Origin of the sequence: Chitinophaga sp. H8 (assembly GCF_040567655.1) — a bacterium.
Lineage (GTDB): Bacteria > Bacteroidota > Bacteroidia > Chitinophagales > Chitinophagaceae > Chitinophaga > Chitinophaga defluvii.
This window is the reverse complement of sequence record NZ_JBEXAC010000001.1, coordinates 2,509,037-2,523,170: the sequence shown is the minus strand read 5'-3', so window position 1 is coordinate 2,523,170 and position 14,134 is coordinate 2,509,037. Positions and strand designations below refer to the sequence as shown.

The 14,134-nt window shown below is 44.9% G+C and carries 13 protein-coding genes; 3 read left to right on the top strand and 10 right to left on the bottom strand.

Annotated features, from left to right (window positions below):
- The first annotated feature begins 11 nt into the window (after nt 1–11).
- Nucleotides 12–1,472: a RagB/SusD family nutrient uptake outer membrane protein gene (locus ABR189_RS09485; protein WP_354660235.1), complete on the top strand. Its 1,461-nt coding sequence runs from the start codon at nt 12–14 to the stop codon at nt 1,470–1,472.
- Nucleotides 1,473–1,525: 53 nt separating this feature from the next.
- Here ABR189_RS09485 and ABR189_RS09480 read toward each other — a convergent pair whose 3' ends face one another.
- The 7 genes from ABR189_RS09480 to ABR189_RS09450 all read right to left on the bottom strand — a co-directional run bounded on the left by ABR189_RS09480 (nt 1,526) and on the right by ABR189_RS09450 (nt 8,149).
- On the bottom strand, nt 1,526–1,783 hold the full coding sequence (locus ABR189_RS09480; protein ID WP_354660234.1) for a DUF6755 family protein: 258 nt from the start codon (nt 1,781–1,783) through the stop codon (nt 1,526–1,528).
- Nucleotides 1,784–1,824: 41 nt separating this feature from the next.
- Nucleotides 1,825–2,331, bottom strand: coding sequence for a QcrA and Rieske domain-containing protein (locus ABR189_RS09475; RefSeq protein WP_354660233.1), 507 nt, complete (start codon nt 2,329–2,331; stop codon nt 1,825–1,827).
- A 10-nt stretch (nt 2,332–2,341) separates the two neighbouring features.
- The gene (locus ABR189_RS09470; protein WP_354660232.1) at nt 2,342–2,911 is read right to left on the bottom strand and encodes a 4Fe-4S dicluster domain-containing protein; all 570 of its coding nucleotides are present in this window, start codon (nt 2,909–2,911) and stop codon (nt 2,342–2,344) included.
- Nucleotides 2,912–2,934: 23 nt separating this feature from the next.
- On the bottom strand, nt 2,935–5,148 hold the full coding sequence (locus ABR189_RS09465; protein WP_354660231.1) for a molybdopterin oxidoreductase family protein: 2,214 nt from the start codon (nt 5,146–5,148) through the stop codon (nt 2,935–2,937).
- Nucleotides 5,149–5,186: 38 nt separating this feature from the next.
- Nucleotides 5,187–6,251 (bottom strand): hypothetical protein, encoded by a 1,065-nt coding sequence (locus tag ABR189_RS09460; RefSeq protein WP_354660230.1) that lies wholly within the window; start codon nt 6,249–6,251, stop codon nt 5,187–5,189.
- A 31-nt stretch (nt 6,252–6,282) separates the two neighbouring features.
- Complete coding sequence (locus ABR189_RS09455; RefSeq protein WP_354660229.1) at nt 6,283–7,347, bottom strand: tellurite resistance/C4-dicarboxylate transporter family protein; 1,065 nt, start codon at nt 7,345–7,347, stop codon at nt 6,283–6,285.
- 178 nt (nt 7,348–7,525) lie between these two features.
- Entirely contained in the window at nt 7,526–8,149 is a 624-nt protein-coding gene (locus tag ABR189_RS09450; protein ID WP_354660228.1) for a hypothetical protein, read from the bottom strand.
- A 180-nt stretch (nt 8,150–8,329) separates the two neighbouring features.
- Between ABR189_RS09450 and ABR189_RS09445 the strand changes: the two genes are divergently transcribed.
- Nucleotides 8,330–9,670 (top strand): Gfo/Idh/MocA family protein, encoded by a 1,341-nt coding sequence (locus ABR189_RS09445; RefSeq protein ID WP_354660227.1) that lies wholly within the window; start codon nt 8,330–8,332, stop codon nt 9,668–9,670.
- A 67-nt stretch (nt 9,671–9,737) separates the two neighbouring features.
- Nucleotides 9,738–11,048 (top strand): putative oxidoreductase C-terminal domain-containing protein, encoded by a 1,311-nt coding sequence (locus ABR189_RS09440; protein ID WP_354660226.1) that lies wholly within the window; start codon nt 9,738–9,740, stop codon nt 11,046–11,048.
- A 7-nt stretch (nt 11,049–11,055) separates the two neighbouring features.
- Here ABR189_RS09440 and ABR189_RS09435 read toward each other — a convergent pair whose 3' ends face one another.
- From ABR189_RS09435 to ABR189_RS09425, 3 genes are all read right to left on the bottom strand, one after another.
- Nucleotides 11,056–12,117 (bottom strand): LacI family DNA-binding transcriptional regulator, encoded by a 1,062-nt coding sequence (locus ABR189_RS09435; protein WP_354660225.1) that lies wholly within the window; start codon nt 12,115–12,117, stop codon nt 11,056–11,058.
- A gap of 142 nt (nt 12,118–12,259) precedes the next feature.
- On the bottom strand, nt 12,260–13,120 hold the full coding sequence (locus ABR189_RS09430; protein WP_354660224.1) for an N-acetylglucosamine kinase: 861 nt from the start codon (nt 13,118–13,120) through the stop codon (nt 12,260–12,262).
- Between the two features lie 221 nt (nt 13,121–13,341).
- On the bottom strand, nt 13,342–14,091 hold the full coding sequence (locus ABR189_RS09425) for a DeoR/GlpR family DNA-binding transcription regulator (RefSeq protein ID WP_354660223.1): 750 nt from the start codon (nt 14,089–14,091) through the stop codon (nt 13,342–13,344).
- Between the last annotated feature and the right edge of the window lie 43 nt (nt 14,092–14,134).

Genomic DNA, 14,134 nt, shown 5'->3' with positions numbered 1-14,134 from the left:
AAAAGATCATCATGAAAAAATATATGGTTATTCTTTTTGGCATGTTGCTGATGAGTTGCAGCAAGTTTCTGGAGGAAGATCCCAAAGGCCAGGTTGTGGGATCGGGAGCGATAGTGGATATCCCAAGTTTGGATGCCGCTTTAACGGGTGCTTATAAGGGAGTTACCCGTACCTGGGCAAGAGGTTTTTTAAATGCCAATACGCAAGGGTTTGCTATGGGAGGGGATGATCTTACCACCTTATTTGGCGGGAATAAAGCCAATTTCAGGCAGATAGACCAGTTTGAAGTAACCTCAGCTAATCCCCATATAGCATGGATATGGAATGGATGTTATAAAATGATTCAGGGAGCTAATAATGTGATTGCCAATGCTCCTAAAATTGTTGGAGATCAGACCAGGATAGATCAGATTACCGGGGAAGCTTATTTTTTACGGGCATTAGGCTATTACTGGCTGGTCAGGGGCTTTGGCCCTGTGCCGCTGATAACGAAGATTGATTATGAGATAACCCCTGAGCTGTTAAACGTAAAAAAAGCGGAGCCAACAGCGGTCTATAAAGTTATTGAAGAAGATCTGTTGAAAGCGGAAACATTGATTGGCGTTACCAAACGTGATCCGGGACGGCCTAATAAAGGTACCGTCAAAGCGCTTTTAGCAGATGTTTACCTGACAGAAGGAGGCTGGCCTCTTAAAGACGCATCCAAATATGCATTGGCAGCCAGCAAGGCCAAAGAAGTAATCGATGATAAAGCAACTTACAATTTTGATCTGGCAGACCTGGCAGTACTATGGGCTGGAGATGTCCGCGCCATTGGTACAAAAGAGGAAGTGATGGCTTTCCATACCTCTGAAAATTATGGGGGAGCCAGTAATTCATTTACGGGAGCTCCTACTATCCCGGCAGAAGAAGGAGGGTGGGAAGATTATCATGCGGAGATCAATTTCTTTACCAGTTTTCCTGCCGGCAAAAGAAAGGATATTACTTTCCATACGGTGTTTCATAAGGCTGATGGTACCTTGGTACCCTGGGAAAACAGTATTTCCAAGCACCCTTATTATGCGAAATTCAGGATTGAGAAAAATGCGAATGCAGCTTCCTCCATGCCAATGCACATGCTGCGTTATGCGCATGTGTTGCTTATTTATGCAGAAGCGCAGGCAAGAGCTGCCGGCACCCCGAATGAGGCCGCTTATGCAGCACTCAATGCAGTGCGCAACAGAGCAGGCCTGGGAGATGCACCGGCTAATTTACCAGGTGCGGGTTTCGTTAGTATGGTTATTGCGGAACGTGCCTGGGAATTTGCAGGGGAGGGGACTACCAGATGGTTTGATCTGATCCGGCTGGAGCAGGTGGAAGCTGCCAATGCGAATAAGAATGACGCAGATCTTAAGCCTATAGGTACTATTACGAAAGCAGATTATTGGTTTCCGGCTCCATTGACAGATGCCAGTATTAATCCCAATTTATAGCGATGAATGAGGTGGCTGTTATCTTCCTGATGAATACATCCGGGAGATAACAGTCATCCATCATCCGTTTTTTTACGTTGCCCCATTGGCAAAAAATATAACCAGAAAAAACCGATCAGGAATAATACCAGGGAGGCTATAAATGCAGGAACGGCAATGCCTTTGTTCTCGCCTAATGCATTATTCAAGCCGGTGTATAACAGCCATATCTGAATGCTGACATTTAAGATCAGGATGATGATCAATGCAGACATCAACGTGTTGGATTTATTAGGATGTGCTTTGTTTTGAGCATCTTTAAAGTTACTCATGGTTTTTTAGTTTAGATGGATGATCAACTGGATTGTCAGGGTTATGCTTCGTTACCCGCAGCTTTAACATATATATCTTCTCCTTTTAAAACTACCTGGAGGGCAGGCAGTGGTCTTGGAGGAGGTCCTTCCAGTGGTTCTCCTGTCATGGCATCAAAGAAACCATTATGGCAGGGGCATTCTATTTTTCCTGTTCCGGGTTTATAAAAAACAGCACAGGAGAGGTGGGTGCATTTCTGTTCATAGGCACGCCATTCTCCATTTTCCAAGCGGATGAGTATATAGGGAATGGTACTTCCTGCAAGTACAAAAGAGCGGGTACCACCAACAGGCACGCTTTCCATTTTACAAACAAAGTGTTCACCTTTTACCTCTTCCGGTGGGAAAAAATTAGCCTTTACTGCCACATAAGCGCTCCCTGTTGCAAGTCCACCTGAAACCAGGCACAGAAACCGGGCAAAATCCCTGCGGCTTACACGGGTAGCTTCCGTGCGCTGAATAGGAAAATCTTCTTTCCAGTTTGGATTTTTCTCTGATTGATCTGGCATATCTGCTGAATTAATGAATTTTTAATTGTGTGCTTCCTTTGGGCATCATGATATTTACTTTGGTGGTTACCACCTGCTTCCCAAAAATAAAGGTATTAACAGGTGTACTATTGGGACGCATGCGGCTGATTTCCTCCCGGGTGCCATAAAACAGTGCCTGGCTGGGGCAAACAGTAGCGCACATCGGTTTTTTGCCAGCGCTGGTCCTGTCATAGCACATGTTGCATTTCATCATCATATCGTACTTTTCCTGTTTCACCGGTACACCAAACGGGCAAGCCATGACGCAGTTGGAGCAACCAATGCAGCGGGCAGTATTGGCGCTGTGTACTACCCCAAAATCATCTTTAGAGATCGCATCGGCCGGGCATACTTTAGCACAAACAGGATCATCACAGTGCATGCATACCTGTACGGTTGTTTGTATGGTCACAGCACGTTCCACATAGTTTACATGTATCATGCTTTCATGTCCGTTCGTTTCGCATTCCGCACAGGCCATTTCACAGGCCTTACAACCAATGCAGCGTTGCATATCTACAAAAAACTCCATGTCTGTTTTATACGCGGTAATTTCCATATATCAGCAGTTGTTAAGAGTGATCAGATACTATCAAATGCTTGTGTTTCTCCCGGAGCAGCGATGGTGCCCAAAGGTTCCAGCTTGCAGGCACACACTTTGAATTCCGGGATTTTAGATACCGGGTCAAGGGTGCCGGGTGTAAGCTGATTGGCAGATTTTCTGCCTGGCCAGTGATAAGGAATAAACACGGTGTCTTTCCGGATCGTTTCTACAATATTGGCCGGAAATTCGCCGGATCCTCTGCGGGTAGAAACACGGACAAGTTCCCGCTGGCGGATATTATATTTGAGGGCCAGCTCGGGATGTATTTCTACCAGGGGCTCCGGAGCAAGGCCTACCAGCTTACCTATACGGCGGGTTTGTGTACCACTCAGGTATTGCGACACTACACGCCCTGTAGTAAGTACAACAGGATATTCTTCATCCGTTACCTCTCCGGGATCCCGGTAAGCCACCGGATTAAAATGTGCTTTCCCGTCGGGAGTGGCAAATTTTTTATCTTCCCATAAACGGGGAGTGCCGGGATGTTCTTCTGAGGGGCATGGCCAGAATATACCCATATTTTCTTCTATTTTTTTGTAGGTAATGCCGTAATAATCAGCAGTACCTCCCTTAGAGGCCACACGTAACTCGTTAAAGATCGCTTCATTGTCGGGGTAGGTAAATTTATCACCGGCTCCCAACCGGTGTGCCAGCTCCAGTATGATGGCGGTGTCGCTGCGTGCATTGCCGGGAGGAGTAACTGCCCTGCGTATACGTACTACCCGTCCTTCGGCTGTAGTAACAGTACCATCTTCTTCTTCATGGAGGGAACCGGCAAGCACGATATCTGCGTGCCGGGCCGTTTCATTTAAAAAGAAGTCGATACTTACATAGAACTCCAGTTTTTCAAGTGCCTCCCGTACATAGTTATTATTGGGAAGGGATACGAGGGGATTAAAACAGATAGAGAGCAGGCCTTTTATTTCTCCCCGGTGAATAGCTTCAATCAATTCATATGCGGTCAGTCCTTTTCCGGGCAATTCGGATTCCGGAATCCCCCAGACGCCGGCAATATATTTTCTATGCTCAGGGTTGGTAATGTCCCGGTTGCCAGGTAGCTGATCACATTTATGTCCGTGTTCCCTGCCTCCCTGGCCATTGCCTTGCCCGGTAATCGTGCCATACCCACAATAGGGTTTACCAATACGCCCTGTTGCCAGTACGAGATTAATACAACCCAATACATTGTCTACTCCTTTGGAATGATGTTCTATTCCACGGGCATGAAGGAGGAAACTGGTTTTTGCCTTTCCCCAGCATTCTGCCGCCTGTTGTATTTTTTCTTTTGGTATTCCGGTTATCTGTTCCGCCCATTCAAGGGTATAATCCTTTACAGCTTCCAGTGCTGCTTCAAACCCTGCTGTATGATTGGCTATAAATTCGTGATCCAGCATGTCGTGGTCGGCCAGATATTTCAGCATCGCACCATACAAAGCAGAGTCTGTGCCCGGCTTTACCGGCAAATGAATTTCGGCGGTTCTTGCCAATGGGATTACCCTGGGGTCTATTACAATGAGCTTGGCACCGTTATCCCTGGCACGCCAGATCCAGTGGGTGAGGGTGGGGAAGGTTTCACTGACATTGGCGCCTGCTACAATGATCACCTCAGCATGTTCCAGATCTGAATAATTATTGGAGGTACGGTCCAGCCCAAACGCTTTTTTATTGCCGGCACCAGCACTTACCATACACAACCGGCCGTTATAATCCAGGTTACTGGTTTTTACAGCTACCCGGGCAAATTTACCCATCAGGTAGCTTTTTTCATTTGTCAGGGATACCCCGGATAGAATGGAAAAAGCATCATTACCATAGGTTTGCTGAATACGTTTGATTTCCGCCACCACCCGATCCATAGCTTTATCCCAGGAAATGGTTTTAAAGCCTTCTCCTTCTACTCTTTCCAGGGGATCCAGCAGGCGGTCGGGATGATTATTTTGCAGGTATCGTTGTACCCCTTTAGGGCAAAGTCTTCCTTCGTTAAAAGGAAACTCCATCCAGGGCTCAAAACCAACCACTTTATTGTTTTTCACCAGCAACTGTATACCACATTGCATCCCACAAAAACAGCAATGGGTTTTCACGGTTTTATCTGGCTCATCCCGGCCTACATACCCCTCCTGAGGGGCGTAATTCAGGTGGGGACCAAACTGTTCTATAAGCTTTTCCGGTGAAACAGGTAGTTTTGACATACGGATAATAATTTATTTAAAATACGGGTCGGTATTGGTTATCCAAAAAAGGAACCGTCTTCCTGTCTTGCTTTTAAATGGGCTTTGGCCAGCAAAGAGCGTTTCCCTTCAGGGCTGTAATCTAAATGTGAGCTGCCATCAGCCAGGGTGAAGTCGAATCCCAATTCTTTAGTCACTGTTTTCAAGTCGTCAATATGCAGCTGCGTAGCGAAGGAAGTCCCTGTATACGGACATACCGCCATTCCTTTTTTCATGCCCTCCCGTTTATAGATATGTGCCCCTATCTGTGCAGGACGCTGTATGATATGGAAAAATTTTCCAAAAGGTATCCATACCAGGAAGAGGATAACGGAAATGGCATGGGTGACAGACATAAAATCATAGGCAATACCTTTCATAAAGGCATAGCTGAAATTAAGCCCGAGACCGGTTACAGATATAATGATCAGTAAAATAAGCGGGAGCAGGTCTCCTTCAAATGTTTGCGTAGCAATTAGGCCGGCATTGGTAAGGCGTCTTACCAGGAAAATGACACTGCCGAGAATCACCAGCCAGGAGCACCAGGTCAGGGCATGGAAGATGATAAATGCCAGCGGAGTACCCAGTTTAAAGTCCATTACTTTAAACCCAAAGAAATTGGCAGTGTATAAATTAGTAGCGCCGGGATCCAGTGCAGTACCCGGATCCAGCGTGAAGTTGATCCAACCCAACGTAAGTGGAATGGTAATTGCAAAAGCTGCCATACAGCCGGTTGCCAGTGAAAAGTGAGCCAGCCATCTTTTTTTGCTTCTGCCATAAATGAATTGCTGGAATAACAGGTTTTTTATAGATTCTCCTATCAGGAAAAAGATATGGGGAAATATTTTTCCATTAAAGATCAGTTGCCAGGTACGTTTGAAATACATCCAGGTAGGAGGTCTTTGCAGCCATACACAATAACGGTAAATACCTCCAAACACGGCAAACAGGGTGCCGAATAAATAAGCAATGAGCGCCGGATCAAAATTCTGTAATTTCCGGGAACCGTAGAATGAAATCACCACACAGGCCACAGTAACTATAAGAGCTATCAGGAGTGCTTTTTTATTAAGAGAAGAATGCATAGTAACTTTTTTAGAGGGCTATAGATGCTTTCTAGCCTTGAATCGTGGCTTTTTTCTTCCTGAATGGCATTTCAATTAACAGGCCAATAAATACAATTACCCACGTAGCTAATGCTATTATAACAAATAAGCCAGATATTGGTTTAATAAAAGTGAATCCTGTAACAACTGCATAGTTAAAAGTACATACCCCATACATACCCAGTGGAAAAACCATAGACCAATACTGCGGATCATATTTCAGGGGGACCCTGGCAATAAAATGGCGGTAGCTGAACATAAGGAATAATAAAGGAATCCACCAGCTGGCAAAGGCCCAGAAAAACATGGTAAACGTCTGGACAAAATTTCCCCAGTGGCTTAATGGTTCATGGGCATTAGCATACATTACCAACCTGGAGCCCGCCAGGGAAATAATAGCTACAGCTCCCATATTGATCCAATAGGGGGGCGTAAGTGTTTCTGCTTTCATGCTTAGAAAAAGCCAACGGTAAAGAATCAATCCGATCAGCACAAAATAGAACATACCACCTATCATATAACTACAAAGAGAGATAAATATAATGAGCCAGTGAAAAGAGCTGCTGTTGGCAATAATAGCACCCAGTACTGCTACAGATTCTGTAGCAACTACAATCAGCAGCCAGGCGCCGCTGATGCTTTGCTCAAGAGTGGGCTTAGGCTCTTTTAATATGTTGACGAGGAAAAAGGTATACAGCAAAAGTGCCCAGAGCACAAATCCTGCAATCCAGCAGATTAAAGCGATGGCTGTATTGCCTGCGATAATAGCGATCTGGCTGCCCAGTACATTGGTGCCGGCTACTAAGGTGAGAAAGGTAACGCCCCTGGCCGGATGATGGAGATCATTCCACACAATCACTGGATACTTAATGATCCGTAGGATGAGTATCACCCACAGTATAGCATAAAAAGCAATATTGAGATATAGAAAGAACCAGGCTAACCATACGTAATGCCAGAGAAACAGGCCAATAGATAATATACCTGTAGCCATTACCAGGGCAAAATAGCCGGGGAAAAAGTTTTCTAAGGAGGTATGACTGACTGGTTGACCAGGAGAGGTGAGTTGAGTCATTTAGTTATTATTTACCGGACAGTAATAATCAAGTGCACACAACTATAAGTGAATATCGTTAAATTATATTAAAATAACAAAGCGCCTGACAGTTTGATATCCATCCTTGTGTAAATACAATAACAGCAAAACGTTGGGTAATAAAGGTAAGAGGACAAAATAGATTTGCTGTAATACTTTATTGCAGCTTTCGGATCACCTTCTCCACGCGTTTCCGTTTGGTTTCTTTATCTATTTCGTCCAGCCTTGCCGCAAGAATAGTGATAAACAGCTTTTTATTTTCCTGGGGAATGACGGGATATGCTTGTTCTGCATACATGGGGAGTTGGTTAGTGGGGCAATGTTTAAGCTGGTCTGCCAGTAAAACAAATGAATGGGCTGTATATTTCCTGATCGCCATAAGTTTAATTAAAATACTTATTGCCTGGTCTTTCGTGATTACAGACCCTTTTTCAGCTACCTCCAGTATTTGAGGAAGTGCATGATATATCACCTCCGGATTTTGTACTGTGATAGTATGCAGGGCGGCCATTGCTCCCCAAACCAGCCGGTTGTTTTTGTTAGTGAGCAACTCCACAAATACGTCAGCATAGCCAGCTATTAAATCCGGATGTATGGCCCCGATTTCATAGAGTACCTTAATACAGTCGTTTGAGATGTTTTTATCCTTGTTATGAAGGTGATGCACCAGTTCGGTGATCGCCTTTGTATCCCTTTTGTCCGCTATCAATTTTGCCAGTTCCTGATTAGGGACCTCGTCCCTGCGTTGAAGTGCTGATGCCAGTTTAGGAAGGATACTCATGTTTGGGGTACTTTAATAAGTTTATGCCACTGTAAAGCTACCGCAAAAAAGGTTATGAGGCCACTTTCCCGGGAGGCAGTTCTTAAAAACTGAAAATGCTTTTTATTTCAAACTATTAACACTATTTTCGGGTACGTACCCGAAAAACTGTTTTATCAACAATCCAAACATAAAATAAAGATGGAAAAGTCCCGCCGAGCATTCATCAAAAATACGGTAAAAGGCACTGCTGCTATCGCTTTAGGTGGCATATTGCCTGGATTTAGTGCAAAAAGTTACGCCAGCATCATGGGAGCCAATGATCGTGTGAAAGTGGGAATGATGGGGGTTAATTCCAGAGGATATGCATTGGCTTCCAATTACGCCCGTATTCCTGGCTGTGAAATCATATCAGTATCGGATGTAGATAGTCGTGCCGCAGAGAAATGTATTGCAAAAGTGAATCAGATACAGCAGAAACGGCCGGTAGCCGTGCCTGATTTCAGAAAGGCGTTGGAAAATAAGGAACTGGATGCACTGGTGGTAGCAGCTCCGGATCACTGGCATGCTCCCGCAGCTATCCTGGCAGCTAAAGCCGGTAAACATGTATATCTTGAAAAGCCCTGCAGCCATAATCCACATGAAGGGGAATTGCTGGTACGCGTAGCAGAAAAATATAAAACAGTCATTCAGATGGGTAACCAGCGGCGCTCCTGGCCTAATGTTATAGCAGCTATCCGGGAAGTACAGGCGGGTGCTATTGGCAGGGCCTACTTTGCGAAAGGCTGGTATACCAACAACCGGGAGTCTATCGGAGAAGGAAAGGAAGTGGCGGTGCCTTCCTGGCTCAATTATGATCTATGGCAGGGACCAGCCCCCAGGAAAGCATTTAAGGATAACCTGATACATTATAACTGGCATTGGTTCTGGAACTGGGGCACCGGAGAAGCATTGAATAATGGTACGCATATGATAGACCTGATGCGCTGGGGCTTAGACGTTACTTATCCGGAAAGAGTGAGTTCAGCGGGAGGGCGTTACCGTTATAAAGATGATTGGGAAACACCTGATACCCAGGTGATAACGCTGGAATTTCCCAACAATACCAGTATATTATGGGAAGGACGTAGCTGCAACGGCCGGCCGGTAGAAGGCAGCTCTGTAGGCGTGATCTTTTATGGTGATACGGGTTCGCTGATAATAGATGGTAATGCCTACACGATATATGATCTTAAGAATAAGGTGGTCAAAGAAGTGAAGAATGAGCAAACAATTGACGCCCGTAACCTGAGCAACCCTGCTGAAGACCTGGATGCGCTTCATCTGCAGAACTTCCTGGATGGGATCCGTAAGGGCACTGCACTGAATGCTGATATATTGGGTGGGCATCAGAGTACCTTATTATGCCAGCTGGGTAATATTGCACTCCGTTCCGGAAATACACTGCATATTGACCCTGCCAATGGTCATATTAAAAATGATGCGGCTGCTATGAAATTCTGGCAAAGGGAGTATCAGGCCGGATGGGAGCCTAGGCTGTAATTACTGAGAGATGTACAGAAAGATTGTTTTTGCTGCACTAATTATGATGATAATGTCCTGTGGACAGATGAAGGATAAAACTATTCCCTTGCAGTTGGTCGTATTGGCACCAGGGCATTTTCATGCGGCATTGGTGCAGCAGGAAATGTATCCTGGCGTAGACAGTATAGTGCAGGTATATGCACCGGAAGGCCCGGAGGTACAGGAGTATCTGCGGTTGGTAACAGGTTTTAATAACCGGCAACACTCACCTACCAGGTGGGTAGAGCAGGTATATACCGGGCCTGGCTACCTGGAGAAGATGGTAGCTGGCGCACCAGGGCGTGTGGTGGTAATAGCTGGTAATAATCAGCTTAAATCTACCTATATACGCAGGTCAATAGCTGCCGGAATGCATGTGCTGGGAGATAAGCCGATGGCGATAAATGCGGCGGATTTTGATTCTCTGAAGCTGGCCTTTGAAGACGCCCGTAAAAACAAGGTGTTGTTGTATGATATCATGACAGAGCGTTACAATATCATGAATATATTACAGCAGGAATTGCTGCTGCGGCCGGAAGTATTTGGTGTTTTAGAGAAGGGGTCATTGGCAGCACCTGCCGTGGTGAAGAAAAGTGTTCATCATTTCAGGAAAACTGTTGCCGGAAAAGGATTGATCCGGCCAGCCTGGTACATGGATGTAGCCCAGCAAGGCGAAGGCATTGTAGATGTCACTACCCATCTGGTGGATTTGATCCAATGGACCTGTTTTCCCGGGCAGGTAATCGATTACCATAAAGATATAAAGATGGTTACTGCCCGTCGCTGGCCTACCGGCATGACTTTACAGCAATATGAGGCGATAACCGGTGAACAGCATTTTCCTGATTATCTGCGCAAGGACCTCGACAAGGACAGTGTATTACAGGTATATGCAAATGGCAGCTTCGATTATAGTATCAGAGGAATACATGCCCAGGTAGCTGTTAGCTGGGCCTATGAAGCCTTGGAAGGAGGAGGGGATACCCACTTTTCCAGGATCAGGGGAACAAAAGCAGCACTGGAGATCCGTCAGGATGCTGCACAGCAATACCGGCCTGCTTTATATATAGTACCGGTTGATGACACTCCTGCTTATGAAAAACAATTGCAGGAGCAGGTTACTTTGCTTGCAGATAAATATCCGGGAATACAACTGAAGAAAGTACAGGAAGGCTGGGAAGTGATGATCCCGGATGTTTATAAACCAGGACATGAAGCATTGTTTTCCAGGGTGATGAAAAAATACCTGGCGTATATACAGGCAGGACATATGCCGGAGTGGGAAGTGGCCGGTATGCTGGCAAAATATTATACTACCACACAAGCTTTGGCCTTGGCAAAAAAAAGTGCACCATAGTATTCCCTTAGTTTTTGTAGAAAGCATAGTTTTCTTTAGTAATTATATCGATAGGCATAAAATGTACTTTATCTATAGGCGTACGTAAAACAAGGCTTTGATATAAAGCCATGATCCCATGATAGCCTTGTTTTTGCGGTTGCTGGCATATCAGGAAGTCTATCAATCCCTTTTGCAGGTAGGAAATGTTTTCCTTTATATAATCATACCCGATTAATACCAGGTCTTTTTTCTTCGCCGTTTCCAGGTATTGAGCTACTGCTGATACCCTGGAATTGGTGACGAAAATAGCCTGAATGTGTGGGTAGGTAGTTAAGGTAGCAGCTACTTGCCGGGCAATAGCAGATTTATCTGTTTGTTGAAGATCTACCTTAACAATGGATTGTTTTTTGTCTTTAAAATAAGCCCTGAATCCTTCCTCTTTTCTTAGCAAATGGTGGTGGTCTTCCATTTCCCGTGAAATATTCAGGATCAGAATAGGTGCGTTTTCAGGAACACAATAACTCATCAGGTGTGCACTTAAATATCCGCTATGAAACAGGTCTGGCCCTATGTAGCAAAGGCTTTCCTGTTGGGGGATGTCTGAATTAATGAAAACATACGGAATATTTAATTCCCTGCAGGTATGCACGAATGCGATCGATTCTTTGATAAAGGAAGGCGCCAGTAAAATCCCATCTGGTTTTTGTTTCAGTATCAGCCTGGTTTGTTTAATAAAAGACTTTTTATCATTCAGGTCAAAAAAATACTTTTCAATACTCACACCAAATTGCCGGATTTCTTCTGCTGCCTGCATGATTCCGGCGAGCGGTGCCTCCCAGAAATCAGTTTCAACAGATGTTTTTGGGATAAGTGATATCAGCTTGAGCACACTTCTGGAAGCCAGCCTTCTGGCCAGTATATTAGGCTGATAATTTAGCTCCCGGATGATACGTTCTATGTTGTCTCTGGTTTTGGTAGAAACGCCGGGCCTGTTATGAATGACCCTGTCTACCGTTGCGATGGATACATTCGCCCTTCTTGCAATTTCCTTTACCCCCGGGGGCTGTTCGTGATGCTTTACTTTCATTCCCAAAGCCTGTTGAATAATAATGATCAAGGTGAAAAACAGGAAGTTATCACAGCGCTCAAATCTAATATATTATTCAACATAAATCCATGGGAGAAAGAGAAATAGCAGTCGGTTCAGTATGGATGCCGGCCTGCAATAGTTATTTTACAGGTAATTCGTGTGTACGATGGTATTGAACGAGGTCCTCTATCAGTGAGCAGGTAATACGACCGGTTTTCATCCCAAAAGAAGCAGCTACAGCGGTTAATATTTCCCTGAAATGGAAACCAACTGATCCAACGCAGTTAAAACGGTATTGGGTATACTGAGGGTAGGCAGTAACCAGTTGCTGGAAAAAGGATTCAAAGGCGTTTCTGACGATGTTGTTTGCATAGTTGGTATCCATATCCGGCAGGGTCAGGAATTTGGCGAATCCAGCACAGTAGCGGTTAGGCATTGGAGTGGAATAAACCTGGTGCATTACTGCTCCGGCACTCAGGCCATAGGTGGCCACAAATGTTTGCAATACTGCTGCCGGCATTTTCTGGCGGAGAAAATCGCTCAGTACATTTTTCCCAATAGCTGCACCACTCCCTTCGTCCCCCAGCAGGAAACCTAAGGAGTCAATATTTTGGGTGATATGTGTACCATTATATAAGCAGGTATTGGTGCCTGTACCCAGGATTGCGGCAAATCCCGGCTGTGTACCGAGCAGACCCCGCGCAGCAGCCAGCAGATCCACTTCAGCATGTATATTTTTTGCAAAGGGAAAGACATTGCGAAGCAGGTTGAGCATGATTTCCGGATTATCATCCTGGCATCCCGCTCCATAGAAATAAACGGTGTCAATTTGCCGCAGGTCTATATCGGCAGGAAGGTTATTTCTGACAGAGGTAGTAATATAATCTGCATCAACAAAATAGGGATTATATCCTTCTGTGGTGAAGTAACGGAGTGGCTGATCAGTTGCCATCAGGCACCAGTCGGTCTTGGTTGAACCACTGTCTGCTATTAATATCATATTATTCAGATTAAGAGTGATAAGGGATATACTTTCCCTTGTCTGCCACCCGGACGAAAATAAGTGTTTGCGTTTTTGTGCGTTTATGAAACAAGTATAAACGCATTTTTTAAGGATTGCAACTTTTAGGCAAAGAAATATCCGGTGGGATAAGGGGATGTGTCTGGTGTAAAAATCCCCTTTCCCTTATCTGTATTGAATTGTACTGCTTTTTGTTGCCGTCAGAGCAGTTCGAAATTATTAGATCTGTAAGCCGCCAGTGAGGGGTCAGTAGGGGGTAATTCTGTAATCAGATAATTTAATGCGTGGGTGTCGCATACTTTGATCCGCTGTGCGGTATTCAGCTTTTCGGCAATACTCAGCACTGCTACCTTTTGGGAAGAGCGAATCATCGCTTTTATTACCTGTACAATTTCCCAGTCGGAATCTGTAAGTCCATCTGCCAGAGACAGGCCATTAGCACCGATTATACAGAGATCAACCTTTATTTCCGCTAGTTGGTTAATAACACTTGCGCCGGTCAGAATATTGGCATTTTTACCCAGTTTGCCTCCGATGGTGATCACATCCAGTTTCTCGTGATCAGCCAGGGTAATGGCTACCTGGGGGCTCAGGGTAAAGAAGGTAGCCCGCAGGTCTTTGGGAATAGCTTTGGCCAGCTGGATAATGGTAGTACCTCCTTCAATCAGTACGGTAATATCCTTCTTTAAAAGCTTCTTGGCTTTTTCTGCAATCGTCTGTTTGGCTTCCAGTGCATACACTTCGCTTTGCATATTATGGGGGAAGTGGAATGACGGGGAAATGGCTCCCCCGTGTACTTTCAGGATCTTTCCGGCATCAATCAATTCTTTAAAATCCCTTCTGATAGTATCCTCGGATACGTCCAGTAATCTGCTCAGGTCGGCAGATAAGACCTTGTTGTGCAGGTTAATTTCCCGCATGATCTGCTTATGTCTTTCCTCCTTAATCATAGTACAAACTTAAATGAAAAGATAAAGAAAGTTGTTTAAAGCA